A 22,002-nucleotide genomic window follows, 5' to 3' on the forward strand; every position below is an offset into this window, starting at 1 on the left:
TGAAGCGGTTCCAACGAAGAACTGTCGCCAATGTCCTGTTTCGAACAGCAGATGTAGGGATGAACACGGCGCTGCAGAAAGCGATGCGCGATGCGACGGGCATGGTCAGCCAGGATGTGCGGACGCGGTCGGCGCGATGCAAACGCTGTAGGGATGGGCTATCCATAGCAACGGCGATGCGGGAAGATAAACACAGGCGGCGGCCATCAGCGCGGCTATGCGCTCTCGGCGATGAGCGCTACGGCGCTTGAAGAAGCCGCACAGCGCTAAAGACGCACTCCCTCATGCTCGGGCGCGAGGTCGCGCATATGTGGCGGCAGTTCGATCGTCCGGTCGGCGTCGCGCAGTTTCACGCAGCACGCGAGACGGGATTGCACGTCAAGGCCTCACGCATTGTCGAACTAGTTGTTTTGCTCGTCGTCGGGAGGCGCCAGTCAGTGAGATTTTCATGATCGCCTCAAACGGAAAACGAACTGCCGCAGCCACAGGTGCTCTGCGCATTGGGGTTGTGAATGACGAAGCGCGAACCTTCAAGGCCGTCTTCGTAGTCGACGCGCGCGCCGGGCAGGTATTGCTGGCTCATCGAATCGACCAGTAGCGTGACGCCGTCCGTGACGGTCTGCATGTCGTCGTCCGCCACCTGGTCGTCGAACGCGAAGCCGTACCGGAAGCCCGAACAGCCGCCGCCCGACACATACAGTCGCAGCTTCAGGTTGGGATTGCCTTCTTCCTCGATCAGTGAGGCCACTTTCGCAGCGGCCCGGGGCGTGAATTCTAGCGGGCAGAGCACGACGCCGGGTGCGGGGGAAGCCGGTTGGGTGAGCGTTTCCATGAAGGTTCCTCTCAGGCTTGAATGGCCTTACTTCGGGTTAGACGAACAGGTCGGTTGCTCGGCGAGTTACTGGTCGTCGGCTGCTGCGCCTAGAATCGTCTGGCGCGAGCGAAAGTCAGACATGTCCGTCTTGATCGCGTCCTCGGCGAGAATCGAGCAGTGGATCTCGACCGGGGCAATAGCAGTTCCTTGACGACCTGATGCGTGGACGCCGCCGTGCAGTTGACACCGATCCGCATGCGCGGCGGAGCCCCACATACAGTGCGCCAATGCCTTTGGATCCGTTGATCTTGTGAGCGGGCGAACGACATCAGATCGACCGGGAAAGCGGCGAGATCGATCGATATCTTGTCGGCAGCATGCGCGGCGTCGACGCGCAGCAGGATGTCCCGGGCGCGGCAGAGCGCGCCGATCGCGGCGATGTCCTGGGTCACGCGCGTGTCTTTGTCGACGAACGTCACCGATGCGAACACGGCCCCCGGCTGGAGCGCTGCCTTAAATACGGCGAGCTCCACGAGGCCGCTTTCCTGGACTGGCGACACTATGATCTCGAAGCCTTCGCGATCAAGTTCGAGCATCGCGCCGAGAGCGTCACACCTGTGGTGCGATGAAAGTGCGCGAGACGCTTGATCGCCACGTTGTTCGATTCCGTCGCTCCGGAGGTCCAGACCATCTCGCGCGGGTCCGTGCTGACGAGCGAGCTGATCTGCTCGCGGGCTGGTACTGACGTGTTGGAAATCCGACATCGCAGGCTCCTGAAAGCGGGGTAGCGCGAACTTCATGGCAACTTTCATGCCAATGGAGTTCTCACGCTCCAGCAGGCTGTTGAAAAGCGCGCCGTGATGACGACCGAAGCTATGTTCAGGAGCCTTGCGCGTGCAATTCCCGCTGAATTACCGGTTCGCCGCGCGATCTGCGCGGGGCATGCGCACGCATGCAGCCCTTCTGGCGCGCAGTCTTCGCGCCGTGGCGGCTGATCGCGTCGCTCCTTGCAGCACCATACCTGGCATTCGAGCCATGCGGGTCAGATTGCTCGCATCCATCGTCAGCTTGAAGTGCTGACCGACGCGCTTGATGCCGCGATAGACCGTCTGCCGATCCGTCCGATGGTCTTGCCCCAGCCGAAATGCTCTTCGATTCGTTTGGGGATGATCTGGCTGATCCGGTAGCCCGCATGCCGCGAAGTGCGACCGTCGATTGCGCTGCCGCCCAAACGCTCATCGTTGCGCGCGACATGCGGTGTCACGTTGCGAGCGCGGCACTCGTTCACGAAGTCGCGGGTGTCATACGCCTTGTCGGCGCCGACTGTCTTCGCATGAGCGCCTGGTACGCAATCGAGCAATTGCAACGCGCTGGCCCGCTCGGCGAAACCATCCGCGTGACTGACCACGGCGCCGACCACCAGCCCCGAGCGATTCTCCATCAGGATGTGCCCGTGGCAGCACAGGATGGCCGGGCTCTTGTGGCTCTTCATGAACTCGCGCCTCCGGATCAGTAGTCGACTCGTGCGTGGCATTGCTACGTCGCTCGCCTTTCCAGTCAATGTCGGCGTTGCGGCCACCGCCGGCTGGCGGACCATCGTCCGGGCCGTCCTTGCGGCGGAAGCTCTTGTGAATGGCCCACGCCTGAATCAGCGTGCCGTCCACGGAGAAATGGTCTTTGGACAGCAAGGCCCGCTTGCCCGCTAGGGTCATGACTTCGGTGAAGAACGCTTCAACGACTTCATGCTCCAGCAACCGGTCGCGGTTCTTCGAGAACACCGAGTGGTCCCACGGGTGATCTGCCGGGACGAAGTCCTCCAGCTTGCCCGTCGTTTCAACGCGTCATTCACCAGCGACCTAACTTACACCGGCCAATTGAAGGAGGACCCTGGCAGGCTTGAAATTGAGTCCTGTGTAGACGGGGTTTGACGCACGGGCGTTATGGATATCGTGTTCATGATCTTGGGCAGCGGATGCGATGCGCAAGTGTTCGCTCAGGTTCATCAGCTCGCCCCCGCATGTACCACCTTGCTGTTGCGCGACGAGAGTGGCACTGGCAACGAAGTCATTGCACATGCGATCCACGAGTTGTCGCCGCGTAGCAGCGACTCGCTGGTCCGGCGCATGCGTTCCAGGTCGTGTGAGATTTGTCGCAACATCGACATGACGCAACAAAATTGAACAGATACGTCGCGCGCCGGATCATACAGAACTGCGAAACATCCCCTAACACGTTGATTCTTGGCTTTCTTGTCGAGTGGCATGGATCTGGCTTTATGGCTTGCGCGCGGCCGCCGTCGGTTGCGAGGAGATATCCATGCAAACGGGTTCAAATGCGAGCGACTTGCCGGCAGCGGCATATATTGGCATCGGGCGGCTTAAACCTCTTGGCGTGAAGATCGAAGACCCGTCCACCGGCGGCGGCTGTGGCACGCACGGTGGTGAGGGTAACCCCGGTTGGGGCGGGTCGGGTAGTCTCGACGACTTGCCGCCGGACATCCGGGAAAAGGTCAAGAATCACCCGTGCTACTCCGAAGAAGCTCACCATCACTATGCGCGCATGCATGTGGCGGTGGCGCCGGCTTGCAACGTCCAGTGCAACTACTGCAACCGCAAATACGACTGCTCGAACGAGTCGCGCCCTGGCGTGGTCTCTCAGAAGCTAACGCCGCAACAGGCAGTGAAGAAGGTCGTGGCCGTCGCAAGCGAGATTCCGCAGATGACGGTGCTTGGCATTGCCGGTCCCGGTGATTCGCTGGCGAGCCCGGCGAAGACCTTCGAGACGTTCCGGATGCTGCAGGAACACGCCCCGGACATCAAGCTGTGCCTTTCAACCAATGGTTTGGCGTTGCCCGACCTCGTGGACGAAATCTGCAAGTACAACATCGACCACGTGACAATTACCATCAACATGGTCGACCCGGCGGTGGGCGAGAAAATCTATCCGTGGATTTTCTGGCAGCACAAGCGCGTGACCGGTTACGAAGCAGCCCGCATCCTTCATGACCGGCAGATGAAGGGTCTCGAGATGCTCACCGCACGCGGCGTGCTAACCAAGATCAATTCGGTGTTGATTCCCGGCATCAACGACGAGCACCTGAGCGAGGTCAACCGCGAGGTGAAGAAACGCGGCGCATTCCTGCATAACATCATGCCGCTGATCGCCGAGCCCGAGCACGGCACTCACTTTGGCCTGAGCGGCCAGCGCGGACCGACTGCGCAGGAACTCAAGGCAGTGCAGGACGCCTGCATGGGCGGCGCGAGCCTGATGCGTCATTGCCGCCAGTGTCGCGCGGATGCGGTTGGCCTGCTGGGCGAGGACCGCAGCGAGGAATTCATGCTCGACAAGATCGAGCAGATGCAAGTGGTCTACGACCTCGACCGCCGCCGTGAATACCAGCAGCGCGTCGAAGCCGAGCGTCAAGCGCAGCACGATGCGAAGCAAGATGCGCTGGCTGTCTCTCGCGAGATCGACGTCGCCGACGACATGAAGGTGCTGGTCTCGGTCGCAACGAAGGGCGGCGGCCGGGTCAACGAGCACTTTGGCCACGTCACGGAGTTTCAGATATTCGAGGTGTCGGCAACCGAAGCGCTGTTCGTCGGCCATCGCCGGGTGGACCTGTATTGCCGGGGCGGTTACGGCGACGACGAGCAACTACCGTCGGTCGTGCGCGCGCTCCACGACTGTCACGCGGTGCTTGTCGCGAAGATCGGCGCCTGCCCCAAAGACGAACTGGCGCAAGCGGGCATCGAGCCTGTCGATCAGTACGTCGGCGAATTTATCGAAACAGCGGTCCTTGCCTGGTTCAACGACTACCGCAGTCGAATCGCCAGCGGCGCCATCGTGCATTGGGACCGCGGCGATGCTTCGATCCGCCAGGGCGCTTACACCTCGTCAGCCTCAGCGGCGTGACGACCCCACACCCTGCCAGACAGGACAACCGGAGAGCCTCCATGCCGCTGAAGATTATTGCGTCCACCTGTACGGGATGCTCCGCCTGCGAACCGCAGTGCCCCAATGTCGCGATCAATGAGAAAGGCGGCGTGTTCGCGATCGACCCCAAGAAATGCACCGAATGCGAAGGCCACTTCGACGACCCGCAGTGCGTCGCCGTGTGTCCCGTGGACGGCTGCATCGTTCAGGTCTGAGTCTGGCTCGTGGCCGGGCTGGCCATTCATCCATCAGGAGAGTACGCATCATGCTGTCCAACGTGACTATTACGAGCGCCGCCGAAAATTTCATGCGCCGTGTCGTGCGCTTTGCGGGGCTGCCGGCTGGCGCCGGCTTTCGTCTGGTGATGAGCGCCGGCGGCTGCCGCGGCCATACCGCGGAATTCACCGCCGAGCCGGCGCTTCAACCCGGCGAACAGGAACTCGACATCGATGGCCTGCGCGAATTCCTGCCTGCTGTGAGTCGGCTGATGCTCGAAGGCATAACGATCGATTTCGCCGACACGCCAACCCGGTCCGGCTTGATCTTCGTGAATCCCAATCGGGCCGCTTGTGGTTGCAGCAGTGCGGAGTCGGTGCCGCCGGGCGAGGCGACAATCGATGTCAGCGCGATTGGTCTCGGGCGGCCGCCGCTGCCGCGTCAGATCTCCTGAAGGGGAGCGATGACGATGGAGTCCGGCGGCCGTGCCCTCGACAACGCAATGACCGCGTTTGCGCAGAGCGCGATTGGCGGCGGCTTGCCGTCAGGCGTCAATGCATTGATCGCCGAGGCGGGTCGGTTGCGCGAGCGCCCCGACGAGGCGCTCGCGCTGTTGCAACGCGCCCGCGCCGCCGCGCCCCACCATCTGGCGCCGTTGGTCGCGCTGTACCGCTTCTACTTCTACGGCCATCAATTGGCGCAGGCGCGTGCGATCGGCGAAGACGCGCTGGCGGTCGCCCGCACCGCGCTGGGCTCAGATGCCGGTGAGGAACCGTTTGCGCCCGCGAACGTGGCCACGCGTTATGACGCGGCCGCGCGTTTCTATCTGTTCACGCTGAAGGGCCTCGTGTATCTCAACATGCGTCTCGGCGACTTTGAAGAAGCGCGCATGCTACTGCGCGACTTGCGCCGGCTCGATCCCGAAGATCGGGTGGGGGGCGCGCTGCTTTCGCATGTCTTGGATCGTCATGAGGCCGGCGCCGGGTCCGACGATTCAATGTATGCGATCAGTGCGTATCCAACGCGTGGCTGGACAGGGACGCGACGATGAGCGCACAGAACGTGCGCGTACCAGGCGGCGACATTGCACCGCGCCACTGGCAGGGCGGCTCGCTCGACTGCGCCGGCTGCGGCTACGTGCGATTCCGCGAGTTGCCGGCGCAGCACGATTGCGGGCCAGATCACGAGTGCACGCAGGATGGGTACGCGCGACGCATCGAGCGCTTCTTTCGCTCGCATCCCGAAGTGACCAACGAGCAGCTTGCGCATCCGTGCTTCGAGGTGCGCGCAGTCGTTGCGAGTCACGCCGATGTGTTTTGTCTGCCGCCATTGCTCGGCGACCAGGACGAGGTGGGCCAGCTGGAGCTCGCGTTGCGACTGCCGCAGGCGCAACCTGGCGCGACTGATCCACGATGCGCGTCGCGAGGCCTCGCGTCCGGTCCCGATTGGCGAGTGCGCTGGCAACTCGCGCGGCGCGCCGCTGGCGAAATCGTGGCGTCGCTGGCGGATGACGCGGACGAAGAGGTGCGCGCGCTCGTGCGGCAGCGCCGGCAGTCGGGCGAGGTCGCGAACCTGATGACCACTGGACAGACGCAACGATCAGCAGGAGTGAAGCATGGCTGACATCAACCGCGACGACGACCTGATCGAGGTCGCGTTTCCACCTCGCTTCAACTACGGCGAGCGCGTGATCGCGCGCTCGGTTATCCGCAACGACGGTACATACAACGGCAAGGACATCGGCGAAGTGCTGGTGAACAAGGGCGAGATCGGCTACGTTACCAGCATCGACACCTTCCTTCAGCAGTTCTATATCTACGCTGTGGATTTCGTCGAGAGCGGCCACCGTGTCGGCATGCGCGCGAAAGAGCTATGTACGCTCGACAACCTGCCGGACGACGTGCTGCAAGGCTTGGGCAAGCGGGCCGAAGCGCTGCACAAGATCGGCACGCGGGTCCAGCCGGAACCGTCGCAGCCGCAGGAGCCATCAGCATGAGTATCGAACCGGTTCAGCCTGCTTACCAGTGGGGCATGCGCATGATCGCGCTGGATGACCTGTGCAACGACGGCAGCTTTACGGAGCGCGGCGAGAACGATTGGCTGGCCGGGGCGGGTACGGTCTGCGAAATCGTCGACGTCGGCGAGGTGGTTAAGAGCGGCAACTGTGTCGTCGGATGCACGAAGAATGAAACTGCGCCCGCAGTCGACGGCCTGCTAGCCGAAGAAGGAGCCGTGTCATGACGGTTCAGGCGAGCTCGCCAAGAGCGGCGCCGCCGCGCGACGGTTTGCGCGCGGGCCGCCTGTTCGACCTGACCCAGCGCCAGATCGAGCAAGCGTTGCGCGAGCGTACGCGCTACCGCTATGTGCTGCCGCGCGTGCTGCGCGATGGGCAGGGTTTCCGTGTCGAGAGCCCGTGCTGCTCCCGCAATGTCGACGTGAATGGCGGGCTGATCGACATAGCGCGGCTTACGCGCAATGAAGACGGTATGTGGCACCTGAGCGCGCGCGATCATACGTCGCACCGATGGATGCCCCAGCATGAGAGCACCGATCTGGCCGAGCTGCTGGACATGCTGTCCATCGATCGCAAATGCGTGTTCTGGCCGTGAAACAAACTAACGGAGCCGGGCGATGATCTATCTCGACCACAACGCGATCATGCCGCCAGCCTGCGCCGTGGCGCAGGCGATGCTGTCCATCCTGACGTATGGGTGGGGCTACGCGTCGTCGCACCATGCCGTCGGGCAGCAGGCGACGGGCACGCTCGCTGCGGCCTGCGCGGCGAGCGCGCGAGCGCTCGGTTGCGAGCCCGCAGAGTTGACCTTCACTAGCGGCGCACCGAAGTCAATCACTGGGCGTGTGCGGGCCACACGCGGTAGCGCTGGAGGGCCGGCACCGTAGCGTATTCAAGGCGGTCGAACATGCGGCGCATCTGAAGCTGACGCGTGCGCTAGCTGCACGCGACGTTGCGGTCGACCGCATGCCGGTGCGGCCCGACGGGACGCTGGACCTTGACAGCGCCGCCGCGCTGATCAGATCTGACGTCCGGTGGTCTCGTGATCGCGGCCAACAGCGAGACGGGCGTATTGACGCCGGTCGCCGACGTGCGCGATCTCGTGCCCTCGGCCCACGCGCGGCTCCATGTCGATGCGGCGCGGTTCACCGGCAGGATGCCGTTCCATTTCGAGCAGAGCGGGATCAATGCGGTGTCGCTCTCGGCCAACAATCTGCGCGGGCCGAAGGGCATCGGTGAGCTGCTCGTGCGCCACGGCGTGCCGCAGGCGCAGGGCAGGCAGAAGCGGCATCGGCGCGGTGGCACAGAGAACCTGCCAGCCATCGCCGGTTTTACAGCGGCGCCCGAGCGTATCAGCGAAACGGCGAGCGTGGCCGCGCTGTGTGACGCATTGGAGCAGAGGCTGCGGTGCGCGCTGCCGGCCGTCCACGTGTTCTCGGCCCAGGCATCGCGTCTGCCCGGCACCAGCTACCTGCGCTTCGGCGAGGTTCCCGCCGAGGTCATGTTGCAGCGGCTCGAACTGCTCGGCGTTGCCGCGTCCTCAGGCTCGGCATGATCGTCCGGGGGCAGCGAGCCGTCGCACGTGCTTGCCGCGATGTGCCGCGCGATGAGGCGCTGGCGGCGGTGCGGCTGTCGCTCGGCGAAACCACTACTGCGCACGACATTGAGTACGTGCTCGCCTATCCGCCGCCGTTGCTTCGTCCACTGCAGGAGGAAGCAACGCATCCCGCATGAACGTGATTTGAACCTGTCATCAATCTCCGGAGTCCACAACCATGAAAGTCATGATCCGCAAGGACAGCAAGGGCGCGCTGAGCGCCTACCTGCCAAAGAAGGACCTGGAAGAGCCCATTGTCGCGATGGCTCAGCCCGGGATGTGGGGCGGTCTCGTCACGCTCGCGAACGGCTGGCAACTCGACTTGCCCGCGATGGCCGACGATACGCCGCTGCCCATCACGGTCGAAGCGCGGCGCATTGCGGGCGTGGAGGAGTGAGATGAGCCTGAACGCCGAGCAATTAAACTTCGCTGCGGACCTGCTCCGCACTGCACCGACGCTACGAGACGCCGCCACGCGATGGCACGAACGTTATCCCGAGGTGCCCACAATGCATGTCAGCGCATCGGTGATGCGCGACGATATAGCAACGCTTCGGTTCGGTGTGCGCAGTATCTATTTTGCGATGTCGGCCGGGCATTGCAGGTCCATCACGCAGCGGCCTGAAGAGGCCAATGCGTTGATCCTGACCGAGGACGAGGCGCATGGAAATCGATGAGATCGCGCTGAGCGAACCGGCTTGCGCGGCGCGCGAGATCGATTTCGTCAACGCTGTGCTGCAATCCTCGCGTTGGAGCCACGGGCCGATGCTTGCTTCGTTCGAGGGCGCGTTTGCGCGCTGGGTTGGCCGGGAGTATGCGGTCGCGGTCGCGAGCGGCACGCTCGCGACCTGGATTGCGTTGCGCGCGATGGGGATCGGCCCGGGAGACGAGGTGGTCTGCGCGTCCCACACCTGGCATCAGGTGGCGCATGCGATCACGCTGGCGGGGGCCGTGCCGGTATTCGCCGACATCGACTACTGGAGCGGTTGTCTGAGCGTCGAAAAAGTCGCGCAGAAGATCGGCCCTCGCACGCGCGGGATCCTCGCCGGCAATACCAACGGCCATCCGGCCGCGTGGGCGCTGCTGCGCGAACTGGCCGACGCGCAGCGCTTGCGGCTGATCGAAGACAGTACCGAGGCGTTGGGCTCGCGCTACCGGGGCCGCAACGTCGGCTGTTTCGGCGACGTATCAGTGTTCGACTTCTCCAGCCCGTCCGCGCTGTGCACAGGAGCGGGCGGCATGCTCGTCACCGACGATGACGAACTCGTCCATGAACTGCGCTATCTGCGCGAGCGGCGCGTCACAGACCGCGCGTCCGTCTCGGTCGGCTCGTGGGTGCCGCTGCAGGCGGGCATCAGTGATCTGACCGCCGCTCTCGGTCTCGCACAATTGGCCGAACTCGACGCGCGCCTCGTGCAGCGAAAGCAGGTCGAGACTTGGTATCACGAAGAGATGCAAAGCTTCGAAGGGATCAAGCCGGCCTACGTGGCCGAGGACGTCGAAGAAGTGCACTGGATGCTCTACGTTGTGCATTTGGGCAAGCGTTTTACGCAGAGCGCGCGCGCCCAGATGATCGACGACATGAAATCTTGTGGCATTGAGACGGTGGCCTACAGCCATCCGCTGCATCGGCAGTTCCACTACATGAACGCGGGCGATGCGATCGGCCGCAAGAGCGGCCTGTTGCCCGACACCGAGCGCATCGGCGATCGCGCGCTGGCGCTGCCGCTGCACACGCTGCTCGACACCGACCAGGTCAAGTATATCGTCAAGACGCTGAAAGACACCGCGACCAACGTGGGCGCCGGCGCCGCCATTTATCTGTGAGGGACATTTCATGACCGTCTCGGTCCAGACCATCGCCGAACGCCTGTGTGCGGGCGGCGTCATTCCGTACCTGGGACCAGCACTGCTCGCGCTGTGCCCCGATACGGCGGTCCCTGCTACGCCGCTCGCGCTCGCCGAAATCCTCGCGGCCAAGGTCAGCGTGCTGCACAAGATCCGCACCCGGCTGACACTAGCGGCGCAGTTAATCGAAAACTTCAAGCATCGCAGGTCGCTGGTGAGCGTCATGAATGAGGCCTTCGCCATGACGTCGACGCCATCGGCCCTGCATCGCGCGCTGGCGACGATCGGCGCCAGGCTGGTTGTCGACAGCTGGTACGACGACACCTTCGCCCGCGCGCTCGCGCAGGCGCGGCCGCGGGGCGGCTGGGCGCAGTTGCAGGGGCTGTCGCAGGCCGAGCATTTCGGCCATTGGTTCGCGGCCTATAGCGCAGACGGCGCGTTGGTGGATGCCGTGCCGGCCTCGGGCCCGCTACTCTACAAGCCGATTGGCGGCCACGCGCCAGCCTCTAACTATCTGGTCTCTGACAGCGACTTCGTCGAAGTCATGAGCGAGATCGATATCCAAACGCCCATTCCGCCTGCCGTGCAGGCGTGGCGCGGTGGTCGAAGTTTTTTGTTTCTGGGCTGCCCTTTTGACGACCCGAACCGACGCGCATGGAGGCGCGCTTTCTCGAAGAGCAGGGCATTACCTGCATCGCGATGCCGCTGGGCGGGTTCGCCGAAGCGTTGGTGGATGCCTTGCAACCCGCACTGGCCGCGTGAAGCGTGGCTGCTATCCAGCGTTCCTTATCGGTAGCCTTTTATCAAGTTCGCCATCATGACCGCACTGACCGTTCTGCCTTCGGGCAAGATCTACGACGTTGCCGCCGACGCGACCCTGCTGCAGACACTGCTCGCCGTAGGCGAGAGCATTTAGTGCAACGGCAAGGCCGACTACGGATCGTGCCACCTGTTCGTACAGAAAGGGCGCAAGAGCATATCGAAGGTCCAGCGGCTCGAAAACGACAAGCTCAATACGCTCGTCGGCATGGCTACAAGTCCCGCCTCGCCCGTCAAGCCATGCTGGCCGAAGCGCCGGTGACCATCGAGCTGCTCACTTCGTCTGGGCGGCGAGATGGCCACGATCGAATCGCTGGTGGTCGACGTGGCCATCATCGGCGCGGGTCTACGCGGCCTCGCGCTGGCGCGCGTACGGCATGCGCAGGGCGTTTAGGTCGTGGTCATCGAAGCGCGCGAGGGCGGCCGTGCTGACGCAAGGTTGCCAAGGCCCCGGCCAGACGCTGGGTCGAGGTCCGGCCTAGTTCTGGCCAGATGTCGAGCCGCGCATCGGCGCGCTGCTCGACGAACGCGAACTGGTATGCCGAGGGTGCTGGAGCACGACCCCGGCCATGCGCTTTGGCTCACCGCTCCGAACCGCGAACCGCAGCGGGGCGAGCGGCCGCGTGGGGCGCATGCCGGGGCGCGCCGCATCGCAGGGGGCTCCGCGCGTCTGGTGGATACGCGGGCTGCTGCGCTCCCGGCAGTCTACGTGCGGACCGGCAGCGCGTTGCTGAGGCTGCGCGAGCGCGGCGCCTGGCTCGAGCTGCAAACCGGAAGTAGCGCTGCGACACGCGTGCTGCGTGGCCGCCGGGCTGGACTTGCGTTGCCGCGGCGGCTCGGGCGGAGCATGTCGGGTTCGATCCGCCGCTGCCCGCGCTGCTTGCTGACGCGCTTGCGGCCGCACCGACCCTGCTGAGCGCGGCGCTGGCGTTCAACAACACGTCCTGCGTTGTCGACTTCCCTGGCGAGCACCAGCCGGACCCGGCTCTGCTACGTGCGATCGCGCTCGAATTGAACGCGCGTCTCGTGCTTGCGTGTCCGGACATCGATCCTCCGGCGGTGCCGGCATGACCCTCAACGCCCGTGGCGATGATCCTATCGAAGGCGTGGATCGGGATAGCGTCGAGATAGGAGCAGGTGCCCTTCGCGCGTTCCAGCCGGCCGTCGGCAGTGGCCTGATCCGGCATGCCGGCCACATGACGACGGTGAGACTGAATGCTATCAGGAAGGCGCCCTCGAAGTTCACATACATCGAAAGCGCGATTCCCCGCTCGGCTTAGCGCAGCAGCTTGCAGCGCTCGGCCGGTGAATAGTGGCTGAGGTGCCCTTCGCGGGCCGCCTGACGCCGCGCCAAGGAGATGATCGCACGGCTCTTGCCCGGCGAGGCCGGCGCGCTGACCTGCTTGTCCAGCGCAGTGCCGCCGCATTGCGGGCAGACGGGAGTGTGGCCGGCGCGCACCAGCGTTTCGAATGCGTGGCCGCAGGCCGCGCAGCGGTAGTCGTACAGGGGCATGGTGATCTGATCTCCGTTTCAGGTGGATAGGGCGCAGCGGATCGCGCGTTGGTGCAAGCTGTTGTCAGTCACTGCGGCGCAGCCTTCGAGCGGCATGTCCGGGGCCGGTGCGTGCGCGCCGAGCGCGATGCAGCCGTGCACCGTGGCCGCATTGGAGCGGACTATGCAACGCTCGTCGGATTGACATCAGCGGCCGGCGGATGAGCAGCGGCTCGGCCAGCAACAGCGCCAGCGTCACATCGGCGTCGATCGTTTCCGGCACCGCTTCCCTCGACTTGACGCGCGGTTCCGCGCGGTAGAACCACTCGCTGACCGGCCGCGGCGCCATGAAGGCCCGCGGCGTTCGACGGTCCAGGGCCAGTTCAGTGAGTTGCGCACGTCGAGCAGCCCGGTTTCTTTGGATGAGGTGGCCCATTGCCGGGTTCCCAGGTTTGACGCAGTGCAGGCAGCCGAGGTTGGCCGTCGCGCCAGTCACGCGCGGCATCGTCGAACGTGAGGCGACGAAACACGCGTTGGCCCGTCATCCTGCAATCTCATGTCGACGATGCCGGCCGTACCGGGTTCCCTGCCGATGGGCTCGTTGACCGATGGCCCACATCTCAGGGGAGGACCGGTGCCGCGAGGATACGTTGCGTGCCCGCGCCTTCCATCTGGCGGGCCGTTTGCAGCAACTGCAGCCCGAGGTCGGCTGCCATGTCGAGCGCGCTGCGGCCATCCGGTGCGCACAGTTCTGCCTTCGCCCCATGCGCAAGCAGCATCTGCAGGACGCAGAGGCGACCGCTCGCGGCTGCCTGCATCAGGCAGGTGATGTCCTCGTCGTTCACATGGTCGATCGGCGCGCCCGCGTCGATCAGCCGCAGGATGGTCGCGGGGCCGCCGTGCAGGCACGCGAACCAGAGTGCATGGTTGCCGTTGTCATCGAGCGCGTCGGCGCGTGTGCCGAGTTCGAGCAACGCTTCGACCACCGCGTCCTCGCCATGTTGCGCGGCGCGCATCAACGGGGTCTCGCCGTTCACGCTCCGCGAATGCGGATCGGGGAAGCCGTGGGACGCCAGCCACGCGGAAAGTGCGGCGGGCACGACCTTTTCAAGGTGTGAATCGGCGTTCCGGTCAACGCGCGAGGCCAGGCATTCGCGGACGACGAAAGCAGTGTCGGTATGCATGATTATTGGTCGCCTTCGGGTGCAAGGGAACATCGGTTGGCGCAGCGGCGCGGGCGGCAGCCGTCGGGACCCGCGCTTCAGACGGGCCGGTTCTCGTTGGGGTTGCGCACCGGCCCCATCAATACAAGTCCTTCGCTGTAGGTGATCATGTCAAAGGTCGCGTCGAACTTGATGGCCACGTCCGCTACCGCATCCAGCTTGCCGCCTGAGTCCTTCTTCTTCAATTCGTTCTTTTCGAGATGCAGCAGCTCGAGCATCTCGTTGTAGACGGTGGACTCGAAAATCGGCAACACATAGAACATCGCGTTCTTGTATGGCACCTGATATCGCTTGCTCAGATCGATGTTGTCGCAAAAAAGAAAGTACTTGCCACCCGCCGAGAGGGTGTCGCTGAGCACCTCGGCCACGTCCTTCAGATGCTCGAAGCTCAACAGGTACCCGGCCAAGAACGGCAAGTGCCTATGGCCGACCGTGGCGCATGCCATCACCTGATCGCAGGTCAGCTCCGGTGGCCGCGCTTCGTCGGCGAGCTTTGGGGCAAACCGCAGCGCAAGTTCGCCGCGGAAGCCGACCCGGCCGAACTTGTTCGTCAGCCCCTTGAGAACCGGGTTGAGCAGACGGCCTTCGTGTTCGAGACGGGCGAACGCGGTGTCGTCGATCTCCTTGTGGGCGAGCCTTTCGGTCATCACAGATCCTTGGGTTAAACAGCGTTGAAAAGGGATTCCCGTCTGCGTATTGCGCACACGGTCGGCGATTTTGAAAAAGGCCTGCATCAGTTCGTCGCGCAGCGTCGGAGCGACACCCGTGTCCTCGAACGCGGCGCACATGCAAGCTAGCCACGCATCACGTTCGGCGGTGCCGATCGCGAATGGGGCATGACGCATGTGCAGTTGTGGTTGGCCACGCTGTGCCGAGTACCGCTTGTCGGCGCCGAGCCATTCGCACAGATAAAGCACCAGCACGGCCTTCGTCGAAGACAGGTCCGGGTGATGCATCGCGCGAATGCGCTGCGCGTCGGCCCGCGTATCCATGCGCCGATAGAACGCGTCGACCAGGCGGATGACGGCGGTCTCGCCGCCTAGACGGTTGAAGTCCGTCTCGCGCGGCACGGGTCGCGAAGGTTGGTTGGCTGATGCGTCCATGGCGTGATCAATGCAATAACCGAACCAGGCCGCAACTCGGCCATTGTCCGGCTGCACGCAGGCCAATGCGACAGAAATCGCACGACAAACGCGCCCGAAACGTTTCATTGGCGACGAAGTTAATGTGGTTTGTCGCGAAATCGACAGGACAGAGGGGAGTCCACAAAAGTCCCGAACCAACCGCCGCAGCGCGGCGGGGCGTACGCGACGCAGTACCGCTAGTGGCGTGGCACAGAAGCTGCATCTGGAGTGCAGCGCGGACACAGGTCCGGCCGATGCGTGACTCGATATAAGAAGACCCATACAGGCACGACAGGCTGACATGGTCGCGGTTACGCAACCCTGGTTTCAACCCTTCTTCCTGAATGGAGAAATGCAATGTCTAAACTTCGGCAAATCGCGTTCTACGGTAAAGGCGGTATCGGCAAGTCGACCACCTCGCAGAACACCCTGGCCGCCCTGACTGAACTCGGGCAGAAGATCCTGATCGTCGGCTGCGATCCCAAGGCGGACTCTACCCGTCTGATCCTGCATGCAAAGGCGCAGGACACCATCCTGTCGCTAGCGGCCGAAGCCGGTTCGGTGGAGGACCTCGAACTCGAGGACGTGATGAAGATCGGTTACCGCAACATCCGTTGCGTGGAGTCCGGCGGTCCGGAACCGGGCGTCGGCTGCGCGGGCCGTGGCGTCATCACGTCGATCAACTTCCTCGAAGAAAACGGCGCCTATGACGGCGTGGACTACGTGTCGTACGACGTGCTTGGCGACGTGGTGTGCGGCGGTTTCGCAATGCCGATTCGTGAGAACAAGGCGCAGGAAATCTACATTGTGATGTCCGGCGAAATGATGGCCATGTATGCGGCCAACAACATTTCAAAGGGCATTCTGAAATACGCGAACAGCGGCGGTGTGCGGATCGGCGGGCTCGTGTGCAACGAGCGTCAAACCGACAAGGAACTCGAACTCGCCGAAGCGCTGGCGAAGATGCTCGGTTCGAAGCTGATCCACTTCGTGCCGCGCGATAACATCGTGCAGCACGCCGAGTTGCGCCGCATGACGGTGATCGAGTTCGCGCCCGAATCCAAACAGGCGGAAGAGTATCGCCAGCTCGCCACCAAGGTGCACAACAACGCGGGCAACGGCACGATCCCGACGCCGATCACGATGGATCAACTGGAAGACCTGTTAATGGAGCACGGAATCATGACGTCCATCGACGAATCGCAAGTCGGCAAGCCTGCAGCGGAACTGACCGCCTGAGCGAACGCCGCTGCTCGCGGCCCGGTGTTCTTCTTCACGCGATGAACCGGGCCGCGCCGGCCACCCGCTGCCAAGCTTGATACTCAACCTATGGAGCATTCCCATGAGCGTCACTGTTGAAGAGCGCAAGGCCGCGAACAAGGCCCTGATCGATGAAGTGCTGAAGGCCTATCCGGAGAAGATGGCCAAACGGCGCGCCAAGCATTTGGGCACCTTCGAGGACGGCAAGCCCGACTGTGGCGTGAAATCAAACATCAAGTCGTTGCCGGGCGTGATGACGATTCGCGGTTGCGCGTACGCCGGCTCGAAGGGCGTGGTCTGGGGGCCCATAAAGGACATGATCCACATCAGTCACGGTCCGGTTGGTTGCGGCCAGTACTCGTGGGCCGCGCGTCGCAACTACTACATCGGGACTACGGGTATTGACACCTTCGTGACGATGCAGTTCACGTCGGACTTCCAGGAAAAGGACATCGTTTTCGGCGGAGACAAGAAGCTCGACAAGCTTATCGACGAGATTCAGGAACTTTTTCCGCTGAACAAGGGCATCTCGATCCAGAGTGAATGCCCGATCGGCCTGATCGGAGATGACATCGAGGCCGTCTCGAAGAAGAAGAGTGCGCAGTATGAAGAGCACACCATTGTGCCAGTGCGCTGCGAAGGTTTTCGCGGCGTCAGCCAGTCGCTGGGCCACCATCTGGCTAACGATGCGATTCGAGACTGGATATTCGACAAGTCCGATCCGGACAAGCGGCCCGAATTTGTTTCGACGCCTTACGATGTTGCGATCATCGGCGATTACAACATCGGCGGCGATGCTTGGTCGAGCCGGATTCTGCTCGAAGAGATCGGCCTGCGCGTGATCGCGCAATGGTCGGGGGACGGCTCGATCGCCGAGCTTGAGAACACGCCCAAGGCCAAGCTCAATTTGCTGCATTGCTACCGCTCGATGAACTATATCAGTCGGCACATGGAAGAGAAGTACTGCATTCCGTGGGTGGAGTACAACTTCTTCGGCCCGTCGATGATCGAGAAGAGCCTGCGCGAGATCGCTAGCCACTTCGACGACACCATCAAAGCCAACGCGGAGAGGGTGATCGCCAGGTATCGTCCCCTGGTCGACGCGGTGAACGCGAAGTTCAGAGTGCGCCTGCAGGACAAGACCGTGATGCTGTTCGTCGGCGGCCTGCGTCCGCGCCACGTGATCGGCGCCTACCAAGACCTCGGCATGAACGTGGTCGGCACCGGCTACGAATTCGGTCACAACGACGACTATCAACGCACCACGCACTACGTGAAGGACGGCACACTGATTTACGACGACGTGACCGGCTATGAGTTCGAGAGGTTCGTCGAACAGGTCCGGCCCGATCTGGTCGGCTCCGGCATCAAGGAAAAGTACGTGTTCCAGAAGATGGGCGTGCCGTTTCGCCAGATGCACAGCTGGGACTATTCTGGTCCATATCACGGCTACGACGGCTTCGCCATTTTCGCGCGCGATATGGATATGGCTATTTCCAGCCCGGTGTGGGGGCTCGCCAAGGCGCCATGGAAGGAAAAAACCTAGGCGCCGGCCACCGCACTGATCACCGGCCGGCAGGCCATTGAATTGAATTTTAGGAGCATCCCTTGCCCCAATCCGCAGACCAGATTCTCGACCAGGAACTCCTGTTCCGTGAGCCCGAGTACCAGAAGATTTTCCGCGCGAAAAAGGAAAATTTCGAGTTCAACCATTCAGACGAGCAGGTCAAGCAGATCGTCGAGTGGACCAAGAGCGAAGACTACCGGCAAAAGAACTTTGCTCGCGACTCGCTCACCATCAATCCGGCCAAGGCCTGCCAGCCGCTCGGCGCAGTGTACGTCGCCAACGGCTTTCATAAGACGCTCAGTTTTGTGCATGGCTCGCAGGGCTGTGTAGCGTTTTACCGCTCGCACTTCTCGCGTCACTTCAAGGAACCGACGTCGTGCGTCAGCTCGTCGATGACCGAGGACGCGGCGGTGTTCGGCGGCATGAACAACATGATCGACGGCCTCGCAAATGCGTACAACCTGTACAAGCCCGACATGATCGCGGTTTCCACGACCTGCATGGCGGAAGTGATCGGCGACGACCTGGATGCACTCATTAAGAACAGCAAGCAGAAGGGCAGCGTGCCCGAAGACTATGACGTGCCGTTCGCGCACACGCCGGCCTTCGTCGGCAGCCACGTGACCGGCTACGACAACGCGCTCCTCGGCATCCTCAAACACTTCTGGGACGGCAAGGCCGGCACAGCGACGCCGCTTGAGCGGGTGTCCGACGAGAGCGTCAACTTCATCGGCGGCTTTGACGGCTACGTGGTCGGCAACATGAAGGAAATTCGCCGCATCTTCGATCTGTTCGGCGTGACGGTGAACATCATCTGCGACCCATCCGAAACGTGGAATACGCCGACCGACGGCGAGTTCCGGATGTACGAAGGCGGCACGACCAAGGAGCAAGTCGAGCGTGCCTTGAACGCGAAGGCGACCTTTGTGTTCCAGGAATACTGCTGCGAGAAGACCAGCAAGTTTATTGGCGAGCATGGCCAGGAAGTGGTGGTGCTGAACTCCCCGGTTGGCGTCGCGGGCACCGATCAGTTCCTGATGGAAATCTCGCGCGTGACCCGCAAGCCGATTCCGGAGCAACTGGAGAAGGAGCGCGGGCAGCTCGTCGATGCGATGGCCGACAGCCAGGCTCACCTGCACGGCAAGCGCTTTGCACTCTACGGCGACCCGGACCAGATGCTGGGCTACACGCAGTTCCTGCTGGAACTCGGCGCCGAGCCGGCTCACGTGCTGGCGACCAACGGCAACGAAACCTGGGCTGCAAAGGTGCAGGCGCTGTTCGACGCGTCGCCCTACGGCGCCGGCTGCAAAGTGTATCCGAAACGCGATCTGTGGCACATGCGCTCACTGCTGTTTACCGAGCCGGTGGATTTCGTGATCGGCAACACCTACGGCAAATATCTCGAACGCGATACCAAAACGCCGCTGATACGCATGGTGTTCCCGATCTTCGATCGCCACCATTACCATCGCTTCCCGACCTGGGGCTATGAAGGTGCGTTGCGGGTGCTGGTCACGCTGCTGGATGAGTTCTTCGAAGCGCTCGACGCCAACACGATGGACGTGGCGAAGACCGACTACAGCTACGACATCATTCGGTGACAGGAGAGCGTGGCCATGGCAGACACACCAGATGCATCGGGCGCGGTAGATGCACTTCTGGTCAAGATGACGCAGACCGGCCGAAAGGTCGAGGGCTTCAACGGCTGGGGTTGCCTGGCCGGTGGGGGCGAGTCGATCACCTCGTCCCGCAGCTCGAACGCCTGAACCGGCAGGTGATTGCCCAAGTGCTGCCGGGGGCCGCGCATGTGGCCGCCGGTTGCCGTTGACGCACGAGGAGATTCGAATTGAGCAGGGTGCGATGTCGGCGGCCCCGCGGCAGTTCGACGCGGGCCCGGCGGACATCGAGCCGCGGTTATCTCGTGCGGTGTGGGTGAAGATTGCGGCGAAGGATGTCGAGTAGCGGGGCACAGCTAAAAACGAAACTGCTGCGCTGTATGCAGCTAGCCTGCGTGACCAACCTCAGCGAGGGGGCGGGGAATGATGTATGTAGTCGAGCAGTCTGACTCGGTGCCGCCGCGTGCGCCGTTCGTCCGCGACGGCCTTGAGCACCAGGTGGCAGCGTCCGACCCGTTGAGCCCCGCGGAGATCCATGGTGAGGTAACGTCGCGCGGACTGCTGGTCGATCACGATTCCGATCCGAACGGACGGGCAGCGTACCCGTCGATCTGCGCGGTTAGCGACGAGTATGAGTAGCTGGTGGCCTCGAAGTGCTGGGCGACGACGACTGGGCCGCCCAGCGGGGCAGGCGGCCCGAATGGCGCATACACGTTCTGGGACAGCGCACAGGATATGTGAGCAGGCGCGCGCGAACGCGATCGCACCGGTTCTGCTCCGTACGGAACGGCAAGGAGGCGCTGAACGCATTTTTGTCGTTTTCCGTGTCGCGAACCGTCTGTCGCAAACCGTTCAAACCCGCCATGGCAATGCGCGAGCGACGGGCTTCAGCGTCAATCGGCTCGTTTTCGAGGCGTTTTCCGGGTGGTATGGAACTTGCCAATAGAGAGACGTCCATCCATCAGGAGCATGTCATGTCTGCTTCGCTCAATGCCCAAATCGCCGAGGTTTTCGACGAGCCGGGTTGCGACAAGAATCAAGGCAAGAGCGAGAAGGACCGCAAAAGAGGCTGCACGAAGCGGCTTTCGCCGGGGTCGGCCGCAGGAGGGTGCGCGTTCGACGGCGCGAAGATCGCTCTGCAGCCGGTGGCGGACGTCGCACATCTCGTGCACGGGCCGATTGCCTGTGAAGGTAACTCGTGGGACAACCGGCACGCCGCTTCGTCCGATTCGCAACTCTATCGCACCGGATTCACCACCGATATCAACGAACTCGACGTCGTGTACGGCGGCGAGAAGCGCCTGTTCAGGAGCCTGCGCGAAATCATTGAGAAATACGATCCGCCCGCAGTGTTCGTCTACCAGACCTGCGTCACTGCGCTGATCGGCGACGACATCGAGGCAGTCTGCAAGCGCGCAACCGAACAATTTGGCAAGCCGGTGATTCCGGTACTTTCCCCCGGTTTCGCCGGGCCGAAGAATCTGGGCAACAAGCTTGGCGGCGAGGCGATCCTGAACTATGTGATCGGCACGCGTGAGCCCGATTACACGACGCCGTATGACATCAACGTCATTGGCGAATACAACCTGTCGGGCGAACTCTGGCAGAGCAAGCCGCTGCTCGACGCGCTAGGCATCCGTATCCTCTCGTGCATCTCCGGCGACGGGCGCTACAACGAGATCGCAAGTTCACATCGCGCCAAGGTCAATATGATGGTCTGCTCAAAGTCGATGATCAACATCGCGACAAAGATGCAGCGGCGCTACGGCATCCCTTACTTTGAGGGCTCGTTCTATGGGATCGGCGACATGAGCGACACGCTGCGCCGTATCGCCAGCCTGCTCGTGCAGCAGGGCGCGCCAGACGATCTGCCCGAGCGGACCGAGCGCCTGATCGCCGTCGAGGAAGCGCGCGCGTGGGAGCGCATCGCGCACTACAAAGCGCGCCTTACCGGCAAGCGGGTGTTGCTCATCACAGGTGGCGTGAAGTCTTGGTCGGTGGTTTCCGCGCTGCAGGAAGCAGGGCTCGAAATCGTCGGCACCAGCGTCAAGAAGAGCACTAAGGAAGACAAGGACAAGATCAAGGAGATCATGGGCGACGACGCCCACATGATCGACGGCATGACGCCGCGCGAGATGTACGCGATGCTCAAGGACGCGCGGGCCGACATCATGCTGTCGGGTGGCCGCTCACAGTTCGTCGCACTGAAGGCCCGCATACCGTGGCTCGACATCAACCAGGAACGCCACCACCCTTATGGCGGCTACGAGGGGATGGTCGAGCTAGTGCACGAGATCGACCGCGCGATCTACAACCCGGTGTGGCAACAGGTGCGCATCCCTGCTCCGTGGGCTGACGACGGGGGAGCGCTCGGTGTGGTCCAGACGCAAGCCGCGCGCCCGCTGTCGAGCGTCGCGGCGTGGGCGATGAGCCTCGAACCCGGTATGCCGACCTGATGCCCCTGAACCCGAGAACATTC

General features: G+C 62.9%; 28 protein-coding genes and 3 pseudogenes. 23 read left to right on the forward strand and 8 right to left on the reverse strand.

The features are described 5' to 3' along the window. Window positions 1-457: 457 nt before the first annotated feature. From erpA to JMY24_RS35925, 3 genes and pseudogenes are all read right to left on the reverse strand, one after another. Complete coding sequence (gene erpA, locus JMY24_RS35915; protein ID WP_128598479.1) at window positions 458-832, reverse strand: iron-sulfur cluster insertion protein ErpA; 375 nt, start codon at window positions 830-832, stop codon at window positions 458-460. An 89-nt stretch (window positions 833-921) separates the two neighbouring features. Beyond that, the gene (locus JMY24_RS35920; RefSeq protein WP_236597710.1) at window positions 922-1,614 is read right to left on the reverse strand and encodes an aminotransferase class V-fold PLP-dependent enzyme; all 693 of its coding nucleotides are present in this window, start codon (window positions 1,612-1,614) and stop codon (window positions 922-924) included. Between the two features lie 195 nt (window positions 1,615-1,809). Continuing rightward, window positions 1,810-2,613, reverse strand: a pseudogene (locus JMY24_RS35925) (IS5 family transposase); the annotation flags it as partial. Window positions 2,614-2,754: 141 nt separating this feature from the next. On the opposite strand from JMY24_RS35925, the gene JMY24_RS35930 reads away from it, so the two are divergent. The 17 genes and pseudogenes from JMY24_RS35930 (at window position 2,755) to JMY24_RS36005 (ending at window position 12,521) form a co-directional block, all read left to right on the forward strand. Then, window positions 2,755-2,994: a sigma 54-interacting transcriptional regulator gene (locus tag JMY24_RS35930; protein WP_128598480.1), complete on the forward strand. Its 240-nt coding sequence runs from the start codon at window positions 2,755-2,757 to the stop codon at window positions 2,992-2,994. A gap of 136 nt (window positions 2,995-3,130) precedes the next feature. After that, complete coding sequence (gene nifB / locus JMY24_RS35935; RefSeq protein WP_128598481.1) at window positions 3,131-4,726, forward strand: nitrogenase cofactor biosynthesis protein NifB; 1,596 nt, start codon at window positions 3,131-3,133, stop codon at window positions 4,724-4,726. Between the two features lie 41 nt (window positions 4,727-4,767). Further along, a complete protein-coding gene (locus tag JMY24_RS35940) occupies window positions 4,768-4,962 on the forward strand; it encodes a 4Fe-4S binding protein (protein ID WP_128598482.1) in 195 nt (64 codons plus the stop codon). Window positions 4,963-5,012: 50 nt separating this feature from the next. Continuing rightward, complete coding sequence (locus JMY24_RS35945; protein ID WP_128598483.1) at window positions 5,013-5,417, forward strand: HesB/IscA family protein; 405 nt, start codon at window positions 5,013-5,015, stop codon at window positions 5,415-5,417. A gap of 15 nt (window positions 5,418-5,432) precedes the next feature. Beyond that, a complete protein-coding gene (locus tag JMY24_RS35950) occupies window positions 5,433-6,014 on the forward strand; it encodes a hypothetical protein (protein ID WP_201703909.1) in 582 nt (193 codons plus the stop codon). Beyond that, a complete protein-coding gene (locus tag JMY24_RS35955; protein WP_128598658.1) occupies window positions 6,011-6,586 on the forward strand; it encodes a 4Fe4S-binding leucine-rich repeat protein in 576 nt (191 codons plus the stop codon). Before JMY24_RS35950 ends, JMY24_RS35955 begins: the two co-directional genes overlap by 4 nt. After that, window positions 6,579-6,959: a nitrogen fixation protein NifZ gene (locus JMY24_RS35960; protein WP_128598659.1), complete on the forward strand. Its 381-nt coding sequence runs from the start codon at window positions 6,579-6,581 to the stop codon at window positions 6,957-6,959. Before JMY24_RS35955 ends, JMY24_RS35960 begins: the two co-directional genes overlap by 8 nt. Then, complete coding sequence (locus tag JMY24_RS35965; protein ID WP_128598660.1) at window positions 6,956-7,204, forward strand: nitrogen fixation protein NifZ; 249 nt, start codon at window positions 6,956-6,958, stop codon at window positions 7,202-7,204. Before JMY24_RS35960 ends, JMY24_RS35965 begins: the two co-directional genes overlap by 4 nt. Beyond that, entirely contained in the window at window positions 7,201-7,572 is a 372-nt protein-coding gene (locus tag JMY24_RS35970; RefSeq protein ID WP_128598661.1) for a DUF3024 domain-containing protein, read from the forward strand. The genes JMY24_RS35965 and JMY24_RS35970 overlap by 4 nt, the downstream gene beginning before the upstream one ends. A gap of 22 nt (window positions 7,573-7,594) precedes the next feature. Further along, window positions 7,595-7,864 carry a hypothetical protein gene (locus JMY24_RS38945; protein WP_236597711.1) on the forward strand — a complete coding sequence of 90 codons (270 nt, stop codon included), beginning with the start codon at window positions 7,595-7,597 and terminating at the stop codon, window positions 7,862-7,864. A 155-nt stretch (window positions 7,865-8,019) separates the two neighbouring features. Then, window positions 8,020-8,532 carry an aminotransferase class V-fold PLP-dependent enzyme gene (locus JMY24_RS38950; RefSeq protein WP_236597712.1) on the forward strand — a complete coding sequence of 171 codons (513 nt, stop codon included), beginning with the start codon at window positions 8,020-8,022 and terminating at the stop codon, window positions 8,530-8,532. Beyond that, complete coding sequence (locus JMY24_RS38955; protein ID WP_236597713.1) at window positions 8,529-8,711, forward strand: hypothetical protein; 183 nt, start codon at window positions 8,529-8,531, stop codon at window positions 8,709-8,711. The genes JMY24_RS38950 and JMY24_RS38955 overlap by 4 nt, the downstream gene beginning before the upstream one ends. 41 nt (window positions 8,712-8,752) lie before the next feature. Then, window positions 8,753-8,971, forward strand: a complete 219-nt coding sequence (gene nifT, locus JMY24_RS35980; RefSeq protein WP_128598662.1) for a putative nitrogen fixation protein NifT — start codon at window positions 8,753-8,755, stop codon at window positions 8,969-8,971. Window position 8,972: 1 nt separating this feature from the next. After that, a complete protein-coding gene (locus JMY24_RS35985; protein ID WP_128598663.1) occupies window positions 8,973-9,251 on the forward strand; it encodes a hypothetical protein in 279 nt (92 codons plus the stop codon). Beyond that, complete coding sequence (locus JMY24_RS35990; protein WP_128598664.1) at window positions 9,238-10,401, forward strand: DegT/DnrJ/EryC1/StrS family aminotransferase; 1,164 nt, start codon at window positions 9,238-9,240, stop codon at window positions 10,399-10,401. Before JMY24_RS35985 ends, JMY24_RS35990 begins: the two co-directional genes overlap by 14 nt. Window positions 10,402-10,411: 10 nt before the next feature. Beyond that, window positions 10,412-11,184 (forward strand): annotated as a pseudogene (locus JMY24_RS35995) (SIR2 family protein). 1,124 nt (window positions 11,185-12,308) lie between these two features. After that, entirely contained in the window at window positions 12,309-12,521 is a 213-nt protein-coding gene (locus tag JMY24_RS36005) for a hypothetical protein (protein WP_128598501.1), read from the forward strand. Here JMY24_RS36005 and JMY24_RS36010 read toward each other — a convergent pair. The 5 genes and pseudogenes from JMY24_RS36010 to JMY24_RS39480 all read right to left on the reverse strand — a co-directional run. Next, entirely contained in the window at window positions 12,518-12,754 is a 237-nt protein-coding gene (locus JMY24_RS36010) for an FmdB family zinc ribbon protein (protein WP_128598502.1), read from the reverse strand. The two genes, JMY24_RS36005 and JMY24_RS36010, sit on opposite strands and share 4 nt — an antisense overlap. A 64-nt stretch (window positions 12,755-12,818) precedes the next feature. Further along, window positions 12,819-13,169 carry a thioredoxin domain-containing protein gene (locus JMY24_RS36015; RefSeq protein ID WP_201703897.1) on the reverse strand — a complete coding sequence of 117 codons (351 nt, stop codon included), beginning with the start codon at window positions 13,167-13,169 and terminating at the stop codon, window positions 12,819-12,821. A gap of 184 nt (window positions 13,170-13,353) precedes the next feature. Beyond that, complete coding sequence (locus JMY24_RS36020; RefSeq protein WP_201703899.1) at window positions 13,354-13,917, reverse strand: ankyrin repeat domain-containing protein; 564 nt, start codon at window positions 13,915-13,917, stop codon at window positions 13,354-13,356. 77 nt (window positions 13,918-13,994) lie between these two features. Then, window positions 13,995-14,603: a hypothetical protein gene (locus JMY24_RS36025; protein ID WP_201703911.1), complete on the reverse strand. Its 609-nt coding sequence runs from the start codon at window positions 14,601-14,603 to the stop codon at window positions 13,995-13,997. Window positions 14,604-14,666: 63 nt separating this feature from the next. Then, window positions 14,667-15,383: pseudogene (locus JMY24_RS39480) on the reverse strand (group II truncated hemoglobin); the annotation flags it as partial. A 54-nt stretch (window positions 15,384-15,437) separates the two neighbouring features. Between JMY24_RS39480 and nifH the strand changes: the two are divergent. From nifH to nifE, 6 genes are all read left to right on the forward strand, one after another. Next, the gene (nifH, locus tag JMY24_RS36035; protein ID WP_018423167.1) at window positions 15,438-16,319 is read left to right on the forward strand and encodes a nitrogenase iron protein; all 882 of its coding nucleotides are present in this window, start codon (window positions 15,438-15,440) and stop codon (window positions 16,317-16,319) included. Window positions 16,320-16,422: 103 nt separating this feature from the next. After that, window positions 16,423-17,886 (forward strand): nitrogenase molybdenum-iron protein alpha chain, encoded by a 1,464-nt coding sequence (gene nifD / locus JMY24_RS36040; protein WP_128598504.1) that lies wholly within the window; start codon window positions 16,423-16,425, stop codon window positions 17,884-17,886. Between the two features lie 62 nt (window positions 17,887-17,948). Beyond that, the gene (gene nifK, locus JMY24_RS36045; protein ID WP_128598505.1) at window positions 17,949-19,508 is read left to right on the forward strand and encodes a nitrogenase molybdenum-iron protein subunit beta; all 1,560 of its coding nucleotides are present in this window, start codon (window positions 17,949-17,951) and stop codon (window positions 19,506-19,508) included. Window positions 19,509-19,523: 15 nt separating this feature from the next. Continuing rightward, complete coding sequence (locus JMY24_RS38960) at window positions 19,524-19,673, forward strand: hypothetical protein (protein WP_236597714.1); 150 nt, start codon at window positions 19,524-19,526, stop codon at window positions 19,671-19,673. Window positions 19,674-19,946: 273 nt separating this feature from the next. Beyond that, the gene (locus JMY24_RS36055; RefSeq protein ID WP_128598506.1) at window positions 19,947-20,162 is read left to right on the forward strand and encodes a hypothetical protein; all 216 of its coding nucleotides are present in this window, start codon (window positions 19,947-19,949) and stop codon (window positions 20,160-20,162) included. Window positions 20,163-20,497: 335 nt separating this feature from the next. Continuing rightward, complete coding sequence (gene nifE / locus JMY24_RS36060; protein WP_128598507.1) at window positions 20,498-21,979, forward strand: nitrogenase iron-molybdenum cofactor biosynthesis protein NifE; 1,482 nt, start codon at window positions 20,498-20,500, stop codon at window positions 21,977-21,979. Window positions 21,980-22,002 lie beyond the last annotated feature (23 nt).

Origin of the sequence: Paraburkholderia kirstenboschensis (assembly GCF_904848585.1) — a bacterium.
GTDB classification, from domain to species: domain Bacteria; phylum Pseudomonadota; class Gammaproteobacteria; order Burkholderiales; family Burkholderiaceae; genus Paraburkholderia; species Paraburkholderia kirstenboschensis.